General features: G+C 34.0%; 19 protein-coding genes. 17 read left to right on the top strand and 2 right to left on the bottom strand.

Annotation, left to right across the window (positions count from 1 at the left end):
- Positions 1 to 2 precede the first annotated feature (2 nt).
- The 6 genes from ETI37_RS05215 to ETI37_RS05190 all read left to right on the top strand — a co-directional run bounded on the left by ETI37_RS05215 (position 3) and on the right by ETI37_RS05190 (position 4,657).
- Positions 3 to 743, top strand: a complete 741-nt coding sequence (locus ETI37_RS05215) for an amino acid ABC transporter ATP-binding protein (RefSeq protein WP_006587094.1) — start codon at positions 3 to 5, stop codon at positions 741 to 743.
- Positions 744 to 752: 9 nt separating this feature from the next.
- The gene (locus ETI37_RS05210) at positions 753 to 1,580 is read left to right on the top strand and encodes a transporter substrate-binding domain-containing protein (protein WP_006587093.1); all 828 of its coding nucleotides are present in this window, start codon (positions 753 to 755) and stop codon (positions 1,578 to 1,580) included.
- Positions 1,577 to 2,215 carry an amino acid ABC transporter permease gene (locus ETI37_RS05205; RefSeq protein ID WP_006587092.1) on the top strand — a complete coding sequence of 213 codons (639 nt, stop codon included), beginning with the start codon at positions 1,577 to 1,579 and terminating at the stop codon, positions 2,213 to 2,215. Before ETI37_RS05210 ends, ETI37_RS05205 begins: the two co-directional genes overlap by 4 nt.
- A gap of 15 nt (positions 2,216 to 2,230) precedes the next feature.
- Positions 2,231 to 2,893: an amino acid ABC transporter permease gene (locus ETI37_RS05200; RefSeq protein ID WP_006587091.1), complete on the top strand. Its 663-nt coding sequence runs from the start codon at positions 2,231 to 2,233 to the stop codon at positions 2,891 to 2,893.
- A gap of 78 nt (positions 2,894 to 2,971) precedes the next feature.
- Positions 2,972 to 4,021 (top strand): inorganic phosphate transporter, encoded by a 1,050-nt coding sequence (locus ETI37_RS05195; RefSeq protein WP_006587090.1) that lies wholly within the window; start codon positions 2,972 to 2,974, stop codon positions 4,019 to 4,021.
- Between the two features lie 12 nt (positions 4,022 to 4,033).
- Entirely contained in the window at positions 4,034 to 4,657 is a 624-nt protein-coding gene (locus tag ETI37_RS05190) for a DUF47 domain-containing protein (protein ID WP_006587089.1), read from the top strand.
- A gap of 75 nt (positions 4,658 to 4,732) precedes the next feature.
- Here the strand turns inward: ETI37_RS05190 and ETI37_RS05185 are convergent, their stop codons facing one another.
- Positions 4,733 to 6,028 (bottom strand): extracellular solute-binding protein, encoded by a 1,296-nt coding sequence (locus ETI37_RS05185; protein WP_006587088.1) that lies wholly within the window; start codon positions 6,026 to 6,028, stop codon positions 4,733 to 4,735.
- Positions 6,029 to 6,252: 224 nt separating this feature from the next.
- Between ETI37_RS05185 and ETI37_RS05180 the strand changes: the two genes are divergently transcribed.
- The 9 genes from ETI37_RS05180 to hpt all read left to right on the top strand — a co-directional run bounded on the left by ETI37_RS05180 (position 6,253) and on the right by hpt (position 15,847).
- On the top strand, positions 6,253 to 7,059 hold the full coding sequence (locus ETI37_RS05180) for a DUF4931 domain-containing protein (protein WP_006587087.1): 807 nt from the start codon (positions 6,253 to 6,255) through the stop codon (positions 7,057 to 7,059).
- Between the two features lie 66 nt (positions 7,060 to 7,125).
- The gene (gene rbsK, locus ETI37_RS05175) at positions 7,126 to 8,049 is read left to right on the top strand and encodes a ribokinase (protein ID WP_006587086.1); all 924 of its coding nucleotides are present in this window, start codon (positions 7,126 to 7,128) and stop codon (positions 8,047 to 8,049) included.
- Positions 8,049 to 8,741: a ribose-5-phosphate isomerase RpiA gene (rpiA, locus tag ETI37_RS05170; RefSeq protein ID WP_006587085.1), complete on the top strand. Its 693-nt coding sequence runs from the start codon at positions 8,049 to 8,051 to the stop codon at positions 8,739 to 8,741. The genes rbsK and rpiA overlap by 1 nt, the downstream gene beginning before the upstream one ends.
- Before the next feature lie 91 nt (positions 8,742 to 8,832).
- Complete coding sequence (locus ETI37_RS05165; RefSeq protein ID WP_006587084.1) at positions 8,833 to 9,756, top strand: nucleoside hydrolase; 924 nt, start codon at positions 8,833 to 8,835, stop codon at positions 9,754 to 9,756.
- A 15-nt stretch (positions 9,757 to 9,771) separates the two neighbouring features.
- Positions 9,772 to 10,497: a GntR family transcriptional regulator gene (locus tag ETI37_RS05160; protein WP_006587083.1), complete on the top strand. Its 726-nt coding sequence runs from the start codon at positions 9,772 to 9,774 to the stop codon at positions 10,495 to 10,497.
- 137 nt (positions 10,498 to 10,634) lie between these two features.
- Positions 10,635 to 13,004, top strand: coding sequence for a phosphoketolase family protein (locus ETI37_RS05155; RefSeq protein ID WP_006587082.1), 2,370 nt, complete (start codon positions 10,635 to 10,637; stop codon positions 13,002 to 13,004).
- Between the two features lie 124 nt (positions 13,005 to 13,128).
- Entirely contained in the window at positions 13,129 to 13,785 is a 657-nt protein-coding gene (locus ETI37_RS05150; protein WP_006587472.1) for a nitroreductase, read from the top strand.
- 66 nt (positions 13,786 to 13,851) lie between these two features.
- Positions 13,852 to 15,192, top strand: a complete 1,341-nt coding sequence (locus tag ETI37_RS05145) for a hemolysin family protein (RefSeq protein ID WP_006587080.1) — start codon at positions 13,852 to 13,854, stop codon at positions 15,190 to 15,192.
- 91 nt (positions 15,193 to 15,283) lie between these two features.
- Positions 15,284 to 15,847 carry a hypoxanthine phosphoribosyltransferase gene (gene hpt / locus ETI37_RS05140; RefSeq protein ID WP_006587079.1) on the top strand — a complete coding sequence of 188 codons (564 nt, stop codon included), beginning with the start codon at positions 15,284 to 15,286 and terminating at the stop codon, positions 15,845 to 15,847.
- Between the two features lie 48 nt (positions 15,848 to 15,895).
- Here hpt and ETI37_RS05135 read toward each other — a convergent pair whose 3' ends face one another.
- Positions 15,896 to 17,191 carry an APC family permease gene (locus tag ETI37_RS05135; protein ID WP_006587078.1) on the bottom strand — a complete coding sequence of 432 codons (1,296 nt, stop codon included), beginning with the start codon at positions 17,189 to 17,191 and terminating at the stop codon, positions 15,896 to 15,898.
- A 118-nt stretch (positions 17,192 to 17,309) separates the two neighbouring features.
- Between ETI37_RS05135 and ETI37_RS05130 the strand changes: the two genes are divergently transcribed.
- Together ETI37_RS05130 and ETI37_RS05125 are read left to right on the top strand one after the other, a co-directional pair.
- Complete coding sequence (locus ETI37_RS05130; RefSeq protein WP_006587469.1) at positions 17,310 to 18,023, top strand: GH25 family lysozyme; 714 nt, start codon at positions 17,310 to 17,312, stop codon at positions 18,021 to 18,023.
- A complete protein-coding gene (locus tag ETI37_RS05125) occupies positions 18,023 to 19,249 on the top strand; it encodes a DEAD/DEAH box helicase (RefSeq protein WP_006587076.1) in 1,227 nt (408 codons plus the stop codon). Before ETI37_RS05130 ends, ETI37_RS05125 begins: the two co-directional genes overlap by 1 nt.
- The last annotated feature ends 3 nt before the right edge of the window (positions 19,250 to 19,252 follow it).

Here is a 19,252-nt window from a genome sequence, read left to right as displayed (position 1 = left end):
ATATGGGAGCGATTATTGAATTTAAAAATGTTGATAAATACTATGGAAAATATCATGCCTTAAAAAATATCAACTTAGAAATAGATGAGGGAGAAATCGTCTCAATTATTGGCCCATCTGGTTCAGGAAAGTCCACATTGATTAGAACAATGAATGGATTGGAAAAAATTAATAGCGGTCAGTTAATTGTAACGGGGTATGATTTAGCTGATAAAAAAACCGATATTAATAAAATTAGAAAGAATGTAGGTATGGTATTTCAACATTTCAATTTATATGAAAACCATACTGTTTTAGAAAATATTATGCTAGCTCCACGTATTGTTTTGAAGCGACCAGAAGCTGAAAACAAAGAGATTGCAATGAAGCTTTTGAAAAGAGTAGGCTTGGAAGAAAAAGCTGATTTACTTCCAAAACAACTGTCTGGCGGACAAAAACAACGCGTGGCAATTGCAAGATCACTGGCAATGAAACCTAAAGTGATTTTATTTGATGAACCAACTAGTGCGCTTGACCCTGAAATGATTCAAGATGTATTAGATGTTATGAAATACATCGCTCAAGCAGGAATTACAATGGTTGTTGTAACTCATGAAATGGGGTTTGCTCGTGAAGTGGGAAGCCGCTTACTCTTTTTTGATAAAGGAGAGGTATTGGAAGATTCCCACAATCCTAAAGAATTTTTCGCTCATCCTAAAACTGAAAGAGCAAGAGAATTTTTAAGTAAAGTTATTAGTCACTAGGAGAATAAAATGAAGAAATTTTGTAAGTGGATTTTTGCTTCATTTTCTTTGTTATTTCTTTTAACATTATCAGCTTGTCAAAAATCAAGTAAAAGTTTAGATACTTATGACAAGATAAAAGCTTCTCAGACGATTACATGGGGTGTAAAAGCTGATACTCGTCTCTTCGGAATAATGAACATTAAAACTAGTCAATTAGAAGGATTTGAAATTGACTTAGCAAAAGACTTATCAAAGAAAATGTTAGGTAAAAATGTTAAAGTAAATTTAGTTCAAACAACAGCTAAAACTAAAATCCCATTGTTACGTAACGGTAGTGTAGATGCACTTTTATCAACAATGACAATTACTGAGGAAAGAAAAAAGATTGTTGATTTTTCAACACCATATTTTAATGCTGGGCAAGCTATCTTAGTTCCTAAAAATAGTAAGTTAAAAAATGTTTATGATTTGAAAAAAAGGGGCATTACAGTTTTAGCAGTAAAGGGAACAACCGCTGTTGCAAATATTAAGAAATTTGCACCTAAGGCGAATGTTTCAGAATATGATGATTATGGACAGGCTTTCAGTGCTTTGAAAGCAGGACAAGGACAGGCTTTAACTACTGATAATGGTATTTTAGCTGGTATTGCTGATGAAAATCCTGGTTTTAAAATAGTTGGAGGAACCTTTACTAGTGAACCTTATGGTATCGCAGTTAGAAAAGGTGATACCAAGCTTCGTAACAAGCTTGACCAAGCCTTAGAAGAATTAAAGGCTGATGGTACTTATCAAAAGCTATTAAAAAAATGGTTTAGTGGTATACCAGGGTTTAGTATTAAGGAGGCAAGTAGATGATTGAAATTTTGCAAAATAATTGGTCAAACCTGCTTTCTGGATTTGGCGTAACGATTATGATTAGCATAATTAGTTTATGTGCTTCGTTAATCTTAGGAACTGTTTTTGCAATTATGGAAGTAGTACCTAATAAAATTGCTCAAGCGGTAGCTCATACTTATATTGAGCTTTTTAGAAACATTCCTTTATTAGTTATTACTATGATTTTTTATTTGATTGTTCCGCAATATCTTTTTAAAATATCTGGCTTTACTGCAGGTTGTATCGGTTTATCTTTATATACTTCTGCATTTATTGCCGAATGTATTCGAGCTGGGATAAACTCTGTGGGAGATGGCCAAATGGAGGGAGCAAGAAGTAATGGAATGACTTATATGCAAGCGATGCGTTTTGTTATTTTGCCCCAAGCATTCAAAGTAGCTATCCCTTCATTAGGTAATCAATTTATTAATTTAATAAAAAATTCTAGTGTCTTAGCATTCGTAGCTGGTTTTGATCTGATGTATCAAGGCGATGTAATTGCTTTTTCAAGTTTTCAAACTGTTAATACATATTTAGTTGTAGGTTGCTTTTATTTAGTTTTAACATTACCACTCAGCTATTATATGCGTTATTTAGAAAAGAAAATTGCTTAGGAGGGGTGATAAAAAATGTCTACGTTTATTAATGCTTATTCCCCCACAAACCTACGCTTTTTGTTTGAAGGATTGCTAGTAACAGTTGAAGTATCAATTATTTCTATTGTGCTAAGTTACATTATTGGCTTAATTTTAGGTACAATTAGATATATGAAGATTAAATATGTTTCAGCAATAGTGGGTGTTATTATTGATATTATTAGGAATTTACCATTGTTATTAATTATTTTCTTTACATACTTTGGTTTTCCTGAATTAGGTATTCACGCTTCACCATTTTGGGCAGCGATTAGTGCCTTAGTGATTTTTGAATCAGCAATGCTGGCGGAAATTGTACGTGGCGGTATCCAAGCTGTTCCAGATGGTCAAATGGAAGGGGCAAGAAGTAATGGGATGACGTATTTACAAGCAATGCGTTATGTCATCATGCCACAGGCAATGCATATGATGATGCCAGCCTTGCTGTCGCAATTTGTTTCTTTAGTTAAGGACACTTCGCTAGCAACAATCATCATTTTGCCAGAGCTTTTATATCATGCTCAAATTATTTATAGTCAAAATACGACTTATATGATTCCAATGTATTTAATAATTGCTGCAATGTATTTTGTTGTTTGCTTTGCTTTATCGTTATTTGCACAACGGTTAAGAAAAAAATTGGGAAAAGAGGCCTAAAAGGCCTTTTTTTCTGCTTGACTAAGTAAGCGCTTTTGTGTAAAAAGGTAGAGAAGTATTTTTTGAGGTAGATAAAGAATGGATATAAGTTTAAGTGGTTTTTTACAGAGTTTAGCGAACCCAGCAATGTTAACTACAGTTGTTTTGACCTTAGGAGTTATTTTCGTTAATGGCTGGACAGATGCACCTAATGCAATTGCTACTACAGTTACCACTCGTGGAATGGCTGCTAAACCAGCGATTATTATGAGTGCTGTTTTTAATTTCTTAGGCGTTTTAATAATGACCCAGATTAATGCAAGTGTAGCAGAAACTATTTCAAATATGGTTGATTTTGGTGGTGATGCTCATGCTTCGATGATTGCATTGGCTGCAGCACTTTTTTCAATTGTAGTCTATAGTGTGGGAGCTTCAATTTTCGGTATTCCTACTAGTGAAAGTCATTCATTGATTGCTGGTTTGACCGGAGCGGCAATTGCAATTCAAGGCAGTTTCAAAGGTATAAATTGGAATGAATGGATTAAAGTCTTATATGGTATGGTTTTAAGTTTAGTATTAGGCTTTGCTTTAGGTTGGATTATTTGTAAATGCGTCATTCTAATTTGTCAAAGCATGGATCGTAGGAAAACTAATCGTTTCTTCTCTGGTGCACAAATTGCTGGTGCAGCAGCAATGAGTTTTATGCATGGAGCTCAAGATGGTCAAAAGTTTATTGGTGTTTTGTTATTAGGAATGGCTTTTGTCAATGGGCAGTCAAGTGCTACAAGTATGGTGATTCCAGTTTGGTTAATGATGCTTTGTTCAATCACGATGGGGGTTGGGACAAGTGTTGGTGGAGAAAAGATTATTAAATCTGTTGGAATGGACATGGTAAAATTAGAACCATTTCAAGGCTTTTCTTCTGATTTAGCAGGGGCAATCAGTATCCTGATATCAACCCTTTATGGTATTCCAATTTCAACTACACATGCTAAAACTAGTTCAATTATGGGAGTTGGAGCGGTTAAAAGACTTAGTTCTATTAATCTTAATGTAGTTAAAGATATGGTCTTAACATGGATATTTACTTTCCCAGGGTGTGGACTTATCGCGTATTTAATGGCAAAGCTATTTTTATTAGTATTTTAAGGGGATAAAATAATGAGTAGAAAATCAGATCAATATTATTTTGATACTTTTTTAAAGTGTGCAAATTTTGCATATGAAGCTAGTCAATTACTTAATGAAGTGGTTAATGATTATACATCTGATCGTGTATCAAATTTAACAGATAAGATGCACGAAATAGAACATAATGCTGATCATGAAAAACATGAAATGACAGAAGTATTAATCAAGGCTTTTGTTACACCAATTGAGCGTGAAGATATTATGGAATTGGCTCATAATATTGATAATATGGTTGACCGAATTGAAGATGTATTAATGCGACTTTACTGTGATAATATTCAAAAAATTCGTCCAGAAATTTTGCCAATCTGTGAATTATTAATTCAAAACACAAATGAAGTTGTGGAATTAATTAAGGACTTACCAAAGTTTAAAAAGAATGCCGAATTTAAAGAACATATTGTCAATATCAACACGATGGAAGGAAAAGCTGATGTAATGTTTATTGATAATATGCGTAACTTACATGTGCATGAAAAAGATGCTTTACAAGTATTAGTTTGGAGAGATATTTTTAATTGTTTAGAGCGTTGTCATGATGCTTGTGAAGATGTGGCATCAAGTGTTGAAAAGATTGTTTTGAAGAATGCTTAATTTTAAAGCTAGAAAAAAGAAGGTTGGAAATCAACCTTCTTTATTTGTGTTTATTAGTATTTTTTATCTTCTTAATTATTGTTTCCAAGCAGCTGTTAATTTACTTTGACCAGTTGTGACGTCACTAGTCCAGTTTTTCTTTTTGCCAGCATCTGCTAGGATAGTTTGCATATTTGCATTGATTTGATCATATGCACTTTCTGAGTTCTTAGTTACAGGTAAGTAGTAAAGCTTTTTAGTTGTTGCTTCTAAAATAGCAGGAACCTTGCTGGTTTTTGAAGCCTTGTAACTTGCTGAATCTAAAACATCAGTGTTAACTGGCATATAACCAGTTTTATTAGCCCAAGTAGTCTGACTTGCTTTGCTGGTTAGGAATTTAAGGTATTTGAAAGCTGCAGTTCTTTGTAATTTAGTAGCTTTACTGAACATATAAATATCCGTACCTTGTTGAACATTTATAGAACTTGGACGAGCAGCTATTCCATATTCATTACCTTGAGTTAAACCACTTTTTACATAGGCTTCATTAGCTGTTGAACCTACAAACATTGCAACTTTTCCTGAATCAAATGGTGTTGACATGTACTTCTCAGTACCAGCCATCATAAAGTAACCATCTTTTACACCATCAGCATAATAATTAATAACGGCTTTGGATTCAGAGCTAGCAAAATTTAACTTCTTGTTGAAGTCAATGCCCTTTTCTTTCATTGCCAACATGTAGTAGTTATTAAGTGAGTCAAAACCGACTCCTTTAACTTTATGTTCGCTCTTTTCATAGATTTCTTGGCTAGCTTTCTTTAATTCTGACATCGTTTTAGGCACTTTAACGCCGTATTTATCTAAAAGTGTTTTGTTATAGAATAAAACTTCAACGGATTTATTAAATGGAACGCCATATTGAGTGCCGTTAATTTTTGCTCCATCCCAAAGAGCTGACTTTATTTTACTGTTAGAATATGATCCCCAACCAATTTCTTTATTATTAACATAAGGTGTAAGGTTGACTAACATTTTGTTTTGAGCAGCGCTATATAACCAACCAGGATATGCTTGTGTAATAGTAGGTAAATTCTTAGGTGATTGTAAACCAGATACTAATTTGGATTGTAAATCTCCTAAATTTCCACCTTGGTTTTGCAATTGAACCTTAATATTAGGATTCTTTTTTTCAAATTCCTTAGTCAAGTTTTCGAGTGTTGACTTACTAGTTCCAGTTAAAGAATACCAAAAGGTAATAGTGGTTTTTTTGGTAATTTTAGTTGGAATTGAACTTGAACTAGAGGAAGTTTTATTTCCTGTAGAACAAGCAGTAGCTAACAATGATACCCCTAGCATTGCGGCTAGAGCAACTTTATTTTTAAACTTCATAAAATGGGATCCTCCCCCAACCTAAAAAATCAACTGTGTTAAAACATTAACAAACACATGCTAATTCTAACATAATTTGCCTTTAAATTCGATATTTAAGGAAATAATGTTCCTAATTGACCTTGGTCTTTCACTAATTTAAGATTAGATTGTAAAGAATTTGCAAAAAGTTCGAACTTGGAATAGGCTAATAAGATAATCATTCAGAAAATGAGGCGGAAATTATGAACGATGAACCTTTAGTATATATGTATTCTGTCGGAAAGCGGAAACCTTATGACTACGATTATGCAAATCGGCAAAGTAATACACAAAATCCGTGTCCGTTTTGTAATCCTCAAACCTTGACAGATATTTATGAAACAGATGGTGATAAAATTTGGCTTCATAATAAGTATCCAACTTTAAAAGATACGATGCAGACTATTTTGATTGAGTCCAGTGACCATCAAGGCGATATTTCAACTTATACTAGAGAAGAAAATCGGGAGTTGATGAAGTTTGGTTTAAAGTGCTTCCAAAAGATGTATAATTCGGGTGATTATCAGAGTGTTCTTTGGTATAAAAACTTTGGACCAAAATCTGATGGTTCATTGCAACATCCCCATATGCAGATTGTGGGACTTGATAAAATGGATGGTTATAAAAATATTCAAGAAAATAATTTTACCGGCTTTGAAGTTGGTAAGAGTGGGGACGTTGAAATGAACCTATCTAAGCGTCCTGTACAAGGATATCAAGAAGTAAATATTGTGACATGGCACAATCAAAATCTAGATACTTGGGCAGATTTAATTCAAAAATCTACTCAATATGTAAGAAGTGTCTTGTCACATGGGGTAGATTCGTATAATCTATTCTTCTATCCAATAAAAAATGGCGAAGGGACATGCTGTAAAGTTATCCCAAGATTTTATGCTCCCCCATATTTTGTTGGCTATAAATTATCTCAAGTTGATGATGATGAAACTCTTGAATGGGAAGCAGCCAGATTAAAGGGGTTCATTACTAGTGGAATTAGCCTGACTTAAGTTATTTTTTTATTTTCGATAACTAGGTTATAATATGGTTAACCGCTTTCATGAAAGGAAATTGATATGAAAAAGATTGTTGTTGTAGGGTCAAGTAATGTCGATACCACCCTCCATGTAGTAGATTTTCCAAAGCCTGGTGAAACTATTAATGCACTTGATATTACAGAAGCAGGTGGCGGAAAGGGTGCCAATCAAGCAATCGCTGCTGCTAAGGCTGGGAGTGAAACTTACTTCATTAATCGAGTTGGTGAAGATTCATCAGGGCGATTTATTTTGAAGCAATTGAAGTGTTATGGTGTTGATACCACTTATGTCCAAACTACTTCTGGTACCAATACAGGACATGCATACATCAATTTGAATGAAGCTGGTCAAAATAATATTATTATTGATCATGGTGCCAATTATGAATTAAGTATTGATGATATTGATGCTGCCGAAGAATTGATTAAAGATAGTGATGCGATTATTACACAATTAGAAACACCAATTGAAGTAGCTATTGAAGCATTTAAAATTGCTAAGAAAAATAATGTGGTTACAGTTTTAAATCCAGCACCTGCAATTAAAGACCTTCCTAAAGAGCTACTAAAATTAACAGATATGATTGCACCTAATGAAACTGAAAGTAGCTTAATTACAGGAATTGAAGTTACGGATTTAGAATCAATCAAGGCTAATAGTGATAAGCTACATGAATTAGGTATTGAAAATGTAGTTATTACATATGGTGATAAGGGAAGTTACATTTCAACTTCCAATGTTGAAAAACTAGTCCCAGCATTTAAAGTGGAAGCGGCAGATACAACTGGGGCTGGAGATACTTTTATTGGCTTTTTGACAAGTCAATTGAATGCTGACTTTTCTAATATTGAACAAGCTGCTACATTTGCAGCTCGTGCATCATCAATTGCTGTGAGCAGATTAGGGGCTCAGCCTTCAATCCCTACTTACAACGAAGTTAAGGAATTAATGGGGAGAGAATAATGGATAAAAATACGCAAGATGAACTAAAAAAAGAAGCAGCTAAAGTAGCAGCTGACAAAGTTCAAGCTGGTTCTGTTTTAGGTGTTGGAACCGGATCTACTGTAAAGTTTTTCATTGATTGGTTAGGTGAGCGTAAAGAAAAAGAAGGTCTAACTTTGAAGCATATAGTAACTACTTCTAGTCGCTCAAAAAAGCAATTAGAAAGTTATGGCTTTAAAGTAGATGAATTAGCAGATGTTGATGAAGTAGATTTAACTGTTGATGGGGCTGACCGTGTTGACAGCCAACTAAATGGCATCAAAGGTGGCGGAGCTGCTTTAACACTAGAAAAAAATGTTGCTGTTAATTCTAAAAAGAATATTTGGATTGTTGATGAAAGCAAAGTGGTTGACCACTTATCAGGATTTAAGTTACCAGTTGAAGTCTTGCCCGTTTCTTGCATGCAAGTAAAAAAGCGCCTTGAAAAAGAAGGCCTAAATCCAGAGTTTAGAATGAATGGTAATCAGAAGTTGACTACACATTATGGCAACTATATTTTAGATTTAGATGTTAGCCCAATACCTGTTCCAACTGGTTTGGCAGATTATCTTGATCATACTGTTGGTGTGGTTGAACATGGTTTGTTCTTAAATATTTGTGATGAAGTAATCGTTGCTAAAAGTAACGGAACAATTCAAGAAATTAAGCGCTAATTTAACTTAATTTTAGAATAAGACGAAGATAATTATCTTTGTCTTTTTATTTTTGATATGATAATTTAAAAGATTTTTGAAGGAGAAAGCAATGAATAAGAAACCATTAATTATTAGTACTGATCCAGGTATTGATGATGCAGTTGCATTAACGATTTCTTTATTTGCTAAAGAACTTGATGTTAAGCTAATTGCTGCAACATGGGGAAATGTTAATTTAGAAAAAACTCTTAATAATACTTTGAAATTAGAAACATTTTTAGGTACTAAAGTACCGGTGGTATCGGGAGCTAAATTACCATTAGTGAAGAAGCCAATTGATGCATCTGAAGTGCATGGTAAAAGTGGAATGGATGGGTTCGACTTCCCTGAACCAGATAAAGGATTATTGGTTTCTGGTTTAGCAGCCACCAAAATTCATGAAGTTGTTGCTAATAGCTCTGAAAAAGTTACTTTGATGCAAATTGGACCAGCAACTGACTTTGCTCTGTACTTTAGACAATATCCAGATGACTTGGAAAAAATTGAAGAATTAGTTATTATGGGTGGAGCAATTGGTCGAGGAAATTATGGACCATATGATGAATACAATGTTAGTGGTGATCCTGAAGCAGCTAAAATTGTTTTTGAAAGTGGAGTAAAAATTCGAGTTGCGCCTCTTGAGCTGGGTCATCAAGCCTTTGTTAAGCAAGATACAATGGATATTGTTAGAAATTATGGAAAAAACGACGATATGCTGTATTCTATCTTGTCTAATTTACATGATGGGACCTTAACTGATGGTCTTGAAATTTATGATGCCTTAGCAGTAGGGATGCTACTTGCACCAGATATGTATACTTTTAAGCCAGCTTTTGTGGCAATTGATACAAATGATTCTTATACTTATGGTGCTAGTGTAATGGACTTTGATAACTTTTTTGGTAAACCAGCAAATGCAGAAATTGGAGTTGCAATTGATCGAGAACAATTTGTAAGCTGGTTTGCCAAGGTTTTAAAAGAAGCAGATAAGTAAAGAGAGAAGATTGAAATGACTGATTTCGTCTATCGCGCTGTAATGCGTGATATTAAACAAAATATTCTCGCTCAAAAATATGAAGATATGCGCTTGCCAGATGAGCGCAGCTTGGCTAGTCATTATCAAGTATCACGGTCTTCAATGAAGCGGGCGCTTGAGTTATTGGCGCAACAAGGTATTATCTTTAAAAAGCGGGGAAGTGGGACTTTCATTAATCCACTGTATTTAAAAAATCAAGCCTTGTTCCGTTATGAAGGCTCTAACTTGGGGTTAACTGATAGTTTTAAAGTTCCTGGTAAAGAGCAAAAAATTAAACTTTTAGAGTTTAAAGTTATTAATGCTAGTAAAGAATTGGCTCAAGATTTATTTATTAATGAATCGGATTTTGTTTATCAGTTTAAAAGACTTAGGTTACTTGATAATCAACCTTTTTTAATTGAAACAGGATATTTGCCAATAAAGATCGTACCTGAGCTTACACCGGAGATTTTAAAAGATTCCCTATTTAATTATTTAGAAGATACTCAAAACAAAACTGTTACTAGATCGTTTTTGAATATTACTGTTGAGCCATCTAATTCGGAAGATCAATCAGAATTGAATTTGCAAGCTAATGAACCTGTAGGTGTTATGGAAGGGATTTTCTTTTTAGATGATGGGACCCCTTTTGAAGTATCTAATATGCGAATTCATTATAAGTATATGAGATATAACAGTTTTGTTAATTTGAACCAATAAAAATAAGGCCGAAAGAGACCTTATTTTTTGTACCAAAATTGGACCCAACCAATTATAAAATAAGTTGAACTTTTGCAAAAAGTTGGGTATTATATAAGTGTAAAAAAGAATTTTAATTCCTTAAAAGGAGAACAAAAATGGCAGTTAATTATGATTCACAAGACTACTTAAGAAGTGTTGATGCATATTGGCGTGCAGCTAATTATTTATCAGTTGGTCAATTATTTTTAATGAAGAATCCTTTATTAAAAACAGAATTGAAGGCTGAAGATGTTAAACCTAAGCCAATCGGTCACTGGGGAACTATTGTCCCACAAAACTTTATTTATGCTCATTTAAACCGTGCAATTAAGAAATATGATCTTAATATGTTTTACATTGAAGGTTCTGGACATGGTGGCCAAGTTATGGTTTCAAATTCATATCTTGATGGTTCATACACTGAAAGATATCCAGAAATTACACAAGATGAAGCAGGGATGACACGCTTGTTCAAGCGCTTTTCATTCCCAGGTGGTGTTGCTTCACATGCTGCACCAGAAACTCCTGGCTCAATTCATGAAGGGGGAGAACTTGGTTATTCACTTTCACATGGTGTTGGTGCAATTTTAGATAACCCTGATGTAATTGCAGCTGTTGAAATTGGCGATGGTGAAAGTGAAACTGGTCCACTTGCAGCAAGTTGGTTTAGTGATAAGTTTATTAACCCAATTCACGATGGTGCAGTTTTACCAATTTTACAAATTAACGGTTTTAAGATTTCAAATCCTACTATTGTTTCAAGAATGAGCGATAGTGAATTAACTCAATACTTTGAAGGTATGGGTTGGAAGCCATACTTTGTAAATGTTCATGGTTTAAGCCACATGGAAGCTCACGAATTGATGGCTAAGGAATTAGATAAAGCTATTGAAGATATTAAGGCTATTCAAAAGCACGCTCGTGAAAGTGGTGATGACTCAATGCCACAATGGCCAATGCTTGTTTTACGTGCACCAAAGGGATGGACTGGTCCTAAGTTTGATTTAGATGGTAACCCAATTGAAAATTCATTTAGAGCTCACCAAATTCCAATTCCAGTAGATCAAGAACATATGGAACATAAAGATATGCTTATTGATTGGATGAAGAGCTACAAGCCAGAAGAATTATTTAATGAAGATGGCTCACCAAAAGATATCGTTCTTGAAAATACAGTTCAAGGCGATCAAAGAATGGCAATGAATCCAGTCACAAATGGTGGTATTAATCCTAAGCGGCTTCACTTACCTGATTGGAGAAATTATGCAATTGATTTTGATAAGCCAGGTAGTGTTGAAAAGCAAGATATGGCAGAATGGTCTAAATATCTAAATGAAATTGCTAATTTGAATCCAACTAACTTCCGTGGCTTTGGTCCTGATGAATCTAAGTCTAACCGCTTGTTCACTATTTTAGATGGACAAAAGCGTCAATGGATGGAAGATATTGAAGAACCAAACGATGAAGATTTAGCTCGTTCTGGTAGAATGATTGATTCTCAATTGTCAGAACACCAAGCAGAAGGATGGCTTGAAGGGTATGTCTTAACAGGTCGTCATGGCTTCTTTGCAACTTACGAAGCTTTTGGTAGAGTTGTTGACTCAATGCTAACTCAACATATGAAATGGCTCAGAAAGGCTAAAGAACAATACTGGAGACATGATTACCCAGCACTTAACATTGTTGATACTTCAACTGTTTTCCAACAAGATCACAACGGATACACTCACCAAGATCCAGGTCTTTTAACCCACCTCTTTGAAAAGAATCGTCCAGATTTAATTCATGAATACTTGCCTGCTGATACTAACTCATTACTTGCTGTAAGTAATAAAGCTTTTGCGGACCGTGAATGTATCAATGTTTTGGTAACTTCAAAACAACCTCGTCCTCAATGGTTTAGTAAAGAAGAAGCTCAAAGATTAGTTGAAAATGGCCTTAGTTATATTGACTGGGCATCAACTGATGAACATGCTGAACCAGACGTAGTCTTTGCTTCAACTGGTACAGAACCAACTTTGGAAACTTTAGCGGCAATTGATTTATTGCACAAGAATTTCCCAGAACTTAAGATTCGTTACATTAACGTCTTGGATGTAATGAAGATGCAAAGTCAACGTAAGAATCCAAATGGTTTATCAGATGAAGAATTTGATCGTTTGTTTACTAAGGATAAGCCAGTAATCTTTGCATGGCATGGCTTCAAGCCAATGATGGAATCAATTTGGTTCGATCGTCATAATCATAATGTATCAATTCATGGTTATGAAGAAAATGGTGACATTACTACTCCATTTGATATGCGTGTATTAAATGAAATTGACCGTTTCCACTTAGCCAAAGATGCTGTTGAACATCTTGATTTACCAGCAGCAGGCTTTATTGATGAAATGGATAGACTTTTATCTAAGCACCACACTTACATTCGTGATAATGGTAAGGATATTCCTGAAGTTACTGAATGGAAATGGAAAGGCTTAAACTAAGTCTTAAAATATAAGTGTCTGACCTCTGGTCAGACACTTTTTTATTAGATGAAAATATTAGTAAACTGAAAGCATTTTTCTTATAATATAAATTGAAAGTGTAACTTGATTGGAGAGATATATTATGGATTTTGAAGAGGTGTTCAATAAGGAACGTGCAACTCGAAAATTTTCAACTCGTAAAGTAGATGATGAATTAATCAAAGAGATTATTAAAAAAGCTCAACAATCACCATCATTGCTTAATTCGCAACCTTGGAGAGCATATGCCATTACTGGTGGAGCTTTATTAAAATTAAAGCGTGAAAACAAGGCATATATTGCACGTAAAGCACCGGTTAGTGAAGATTTTTCAACAATGTTATCAATTGATTGGTCAACTTTCCCTAGTCAAAATATGTCTAATATGGGCGCTTTTGTTACATACTTTTTGCATAATAAAACTGAATTATTTGAAAATGCTAATAATAATATGTTCTATGCTCCAGCGATTATTTTTTTGACGATACCCAAAAAATCTCCTGCATGGTCAGTTTTTGATTTAGGTATTTTTGCACAAAGTATTATGCTTTTAGCAATCAATCGTGGATTAGATACAATGCCAGCCCATTCATTGGTTGCTTATCCTGATTTAATTAGAAAATATACCAATATTCCTGATGATGAGGCGATTGGAATGGCAATTGCCATTGGCTATGCTGATAAAGCTGCTGAAGTAAATTCACCAACTTATATTCCGGGAAGAGTTCCATTTGACAAAATTTTCAAATTAATTAAATAAATGCCTAGCTAATGGTAAAATATAAATAGTTTATTGTAATTTTTATTTTTAAAGGTGATATAAAAATTGGATACTAGTCAGATAGTGACTAATTTAGTTGCTACACTTATTATTTTGGGATTTGCTACTTTTTTTGTTATTTCTGAGTTTGCGCTTGTTCAAACAAGACCAAGCCAGCTTGAAGATATGATTACTAACAAAGAAGGTAATTTAAAAAAGCTAAAACGAGCTTTGCATATGGTTCATAATCTGAATGAGTACCTGTCAACAACACAGGTAGGTACAACCTTAGTTGGGGTTGTTTTAGGTTGGTTCTCCACAGATACTTTATCAGAACTTATTATTAGGGGATTAAAGTTTAGTCCACTTGGTGAATCTTTAGCTAAATCTGTTGGAGCTGTTTTAGGGGTATTATTGTTAACCTATTTAGAGGTCGTTTTTACGGAAATTGTACCTAAAAATATTGCAATTGATATGCCTGTAAAAATGTTAATGGTAATTGTAACTCCCCTTAAATGTTTTCACACCTTGGTTTACCCATTTGTGTGGATTTTAAATACTAGTTCTAATGGTGTTTTAAAATTAATGGGCTTTAAAGAAGCTGCTGAAGAAAATGAGATTTATTCACAATCTGAAATTATTAAGTTGTCACGTTTAGCAGTAACAGGTGGTGCACTTGATAAAGAAGATTTGAAGTATATGGAGCGAGCTTTTGAATTAAATGATAAAGTAGCTAAGGACATTATGACTGATAGAACACGATTAACTGTTCTTGATGCTACTGATACGGTAAAGACTGCTCTAAAGTTATATTTAGATGAAGGCTTTAGTCGTTTCCCAGTTGTGCGTGATAATGATAAAGATGATGTGGTTGGCTATGTTTATGCTTATGACATTGTAGAACAGAGTAATGAAGGTAACAACGCATCATTAAGTAGATTGATTAGAGCTATTATCACGGTACCAGAATCCATGCCTATTCAAGATATTTTGCAATTAATGATTCAAAAACATACTCCAATCGTTTTAGTTGTTGATGAATATGGTGGAACTAGTGGGATTGTTACTGATAAGGATATTTATGAAGAACTGTTTGGATCAATTAAAGATGAAATTGATGACGTTTCTGATGAATATATTATCCGAGATAAGGATGGTAAGGTCCGCGTTTCAGGAAAGACCACTTTGTACGACTTTGAAAGATTTTATCATGAAAAGCTTAAGGCATTCCAAGATAGCGATATAATCACAATCGGTGGTTATATGATGGAACACTATCCAGACTTGAAGAAGGGTGATAGTGTAACTGTTGAAGGTTATAAATTTGAAGTTGCTGAAATAGAGCAAGGCTTCATGAGATGGTTCAATGTTGAAAAACTGAATAATAATTCCAAAACTACTGAATAATATTCACAAAAGCACTGACAAATTAGTGCTTTTTTTGTTATTATTAATTTAAATAGAATTGTATAGATAAGGATTCAAGGATAGGTTAGCAATGAGAGATAATATCGAAGATATTTTAGAAAGTACTTTATTTAGTCGTGATGATATTCATGAAATGTGTGTCCGGCTAGGTAAGCAATTAACTGAAGATTATGCTGGAAAAGAGCCGGTATTAGTAGGGGCATTAACTGGTGCAATTTTCTTCATGACTGATCTTGCTCGTGAAATGGATGTACGTTGTAAGATGGACTTTATTGATGTATCTAGTTATGGTAATGGTTTGGAATCATCTGGTAAAGTTAAGTTAGTTAAAGATGTTCATACTGATTTAACTGATAAAGACGTTTTAATTGTTGAAGATATTGTTGATACCGGACATACAATGAAGTTTATGAAGCAGCACTTTCTTAGTTTAGGAGCTAGAAGTGTTAAATGTGTGGCATTGCTAGATAAGCCATCTCGTCGGGTTGATGATGTGGTTGTTGACTATTATGGGTCAGAAGTTGGTAATCAATATGTAGTTGGTTATGGATTAGACTTTTATAATATGTTTAGAAATATTCCATATATTGGTGTTGTAAAGCCAGAAGTTATTCAAGCATATGCAAATAAATAAAATATCAAGAGGCTATATTTAACGGTGAAGTGAATATAGCCTCTTTTATTACTTATTCTGTTTTTTCTTATAAAAGTATATTGGAAGCCCTAATACAGTAAGTCCAGATCCAATTAATGATAGCCAGAATTGATTAATAACAGTCATTATAATGATAAAAATACCACCTGCTAAAGCAATTATTGGTGTAATTGGATAAAACGGCACCATAAATGGGCGGTTAAGATTAGGCTTGCGACGACGCAAAATAGGTTGACATAGGGTTAACATAATTGTGAAAAACCACATTACAAATACCAGCATGTCAGTTAGAATATCGAAATTACCTAAACTAATCATAGCCATTGTGATGAGCCAGATAGTAACGGCACCTAAGACGGGAACTCCCGTCTTTTTATTAACTTGTTTGAATTGATGGGAAAATGGTAATAAATTATTTTGGGCTAAAATATATGGAGCGCGCATACCAGTAAGCATGAAAGCATTAGCGGCACCATAACAAGATATCAAAATACCAATTGTAACTAATTTACCGCCCATATTCCCAAATAGCTTAATACTAGTATTGAAAGCAGTATTTTGATTACCATAAATGCTATTAAATGGTAAAGTTTTTAAAAATACAAAGTTGACTAAAACATAGATGGCTGTAACAATTCCTAATCCCCAAATTAAAATCTTAGCCATATCCTTTTGAGGATTTTTTAAATCACCAGCTAAGTTAGTAACACTAACCCACCCATCGAAAGCGAAAAGAGCAGATAATAATCCACCACTTATTGCAGTTACTAGTGGAACAGCATTCTTTGATGCAAAACCTGTAAAGCTAAAATGTTGTTCAGGAGCCATTAAACCAAAGATAATGATTAAAATAAGTGGGATAACTTTAATCACAGTGACTACCGATTGTAATTTACTTGAAAATTTAGTTCCTAATAAATTAGTTAAGAAAATAAAAGTAATCATACACAATGAAATTGGTAGAGCGGCAATCTTGTTTCCAAAGAGGTTGCTAGCTTGAGTACCCAAAATTGAGCTGCTGGCTCCAGCTTCAGCAGGGAAATAGACAATTATTTGAGCCCAACCGAATAAAAACCCCCAGATACTACCATAAGTATATTCTAAATATTGAATGGAGCCATTTACAGGTAATTCGGCAGCAACTTCTGCGATTGTTAAACCAGATGCTAGTGATAAAAAACCAGCTAAAATCCAGACAAATATTGTTAAACCAGCAGAGTTAGTTTGTTGACTGATTGTTCCAATTTTAAAAAATACACCGGCCCCAATTACGCTACCAACTAATGTTGCAAGACCTTGGGTAAAGGTAATTTCTTTTTTCAATGTTTTCTCCTCTTTTAATTAGTTAATAATGAAGTATATTGAAATTATACTAGATAAACCATACAAAGTCTTGGTATAGCCATGAATATTGGTTAAAATATTTCTAGGAGGGTTTATTGTGCCACATTTTCGTCATCGGTCTACATTACCATTAATTATTATTAGTCTCTTTTTGGTAATTGGCGCTTTATTGTTTGCATATCGTACATTACCTAAGAGAACTACATTACCAACTGGCTCAAACTTGAGTGTAATTGGTGTTAAACTTGATCAATATCGAGCTTCTGTTGACTTGCATAAGTTACAAGCTGCGGGAGTTTCCTTTGTTTATTTGCGTGCTACACAGGGTAAGTCTTATTTTGATGATGACTATGAACGCTATCGTAGTCAAATTCAGGGAACTAATTTGGCTTTTGGTAGTGTGTTATATTTTAGTGATGAGTCATCTGTTAGGGCGCAATATAAATATTTTAATAAGAAAACAGCTAATAACACTGGAAGTCTACCAATTTTGCTAGAAGCTGCTCCTGGTAGTGATAGCAATAAATTAGCATTTTGGAACCATATGGGGCAATTAGCAAAATTGTTTTTAAAAGATGGTAAAAGCGTTATGGTTCAAGGAGATATTAAATATAAAAAATACTTCCCAGCTGCAACTAAATTCATGTCGACAGCTAGTCAAGCCCCTGATAAGTTGCAATATTCATTTTGGCGCTATACAAATAAAGGGCATATAAAAAATGTAAAAGCAATGGAATATGATGTAGAAATGTATGCATATAACGGCACAATGGGTCAATATAAACAACTTTATGGAGATTTAACACAATAATGTATTCAAAAGAAATTCAAGCAATCTTAACTAAAGAAGGGAAAAAAAGTCCCACTTTAATTCAAAAAGCTAGTTATGAAAGCCTTAAAAGCGGGGCAAATGTTATAGGTTTAGCTAAAACTGGAACAGGAAAGACTTTAGCATATAGTTTACCTTTGCTAGAAACTACTAAGCCTGGTAGTGATGCAAGTATGGTGATTTTTGAACCAACTACTGAATTAGCTATTCAAACTAGAAATGCGATTCGTCCGTACGTTTTAGCACTTGGCTTAAATGTTTTAGCTTTGGTAGGTAGCGGTAATCGTAGTAGACAGATTGAGCAATTGAAGAAGAAAAAACCGGAAGTTTTAGTTGTAACACCGGGACGCTTTTTCGATTTGTTTTCAGATAATAAAATAAAGCTTAATAAAATTCAAAAATTGGTTATTGATGAAGCTGATGATATTTTAGAATTTACTAAATTGGAGCTGCTTTCTAGCTTAGGACAAAATTTACCAACAACTAGTCAAGTTGTTTTATTTGGGGCGACTGAAAGTAGCGTAACGCAAGAAGCTGAGGAGTTATTTGCAACTAATTTCTTCTTAATTGATGTTCGACCAGAACAAAAAAGCCCAGTTGAACATTATTTCTTAAAAGTGACTAATCGATATAAGATTCAATTTTTGCAACGGCTGGTAAAACTAGATGGCTTTAAGGGAATTCTATTTTTTGACTCTAATGAAACGTTAGAAAAATTTGCGCGTATTTTTAGTCATTCACAGACCAAATTTGATTTATTAACTAACAACCAACCTAAAACTAGACGTCAAAAAGCTATTAATGATTTGGTAGCAGGTAAAACACGGTTGCTATTAGCAACGGATTTAGCAGCCCGTGGTCTGGATATTCCTAAGCTAACTTATGTGGTTAATTATGAATTGCCTGAAGATGAAAATACTTACTTACACCGCGCTGGTAGAACAGGACGAATGGGGCATGACGGTTTTGTAGTAACTTTAGGTGATGATCATGACTTGCGGGATATGCGTAAATTGCTCACAGGCATTGATTTAAAGCAAGTTTATTTTAAAGGATTTGGTTTATCAACTGAAAAGCCGAAAAAGACAGAAAAGAAACAACTTGAAAAAGCTGTTTCTAGTGAAGTTAAGAAAGCTAAGAAACATCATAAAAAGCGTAAAAGAAATCAAAAAAATAAAGGATATCATCCGAGAAAAGAGAAAAAGTAGTGA

The organism is Lactobacillus mulieris (assembly GCF_007095465.1).
GTDB classification, from domain to species: Bacteria; Bacillota; Bacilli; order Lactobacillales; family Lactobacillaceae; genus Lactobacillus; species Lactobacillus mulieris.
The sequence above is the reverse complement of the archived record's forward strand: the minus strand, read 5'-3'. Positions and strand labels throughout refer to the sequence as shown.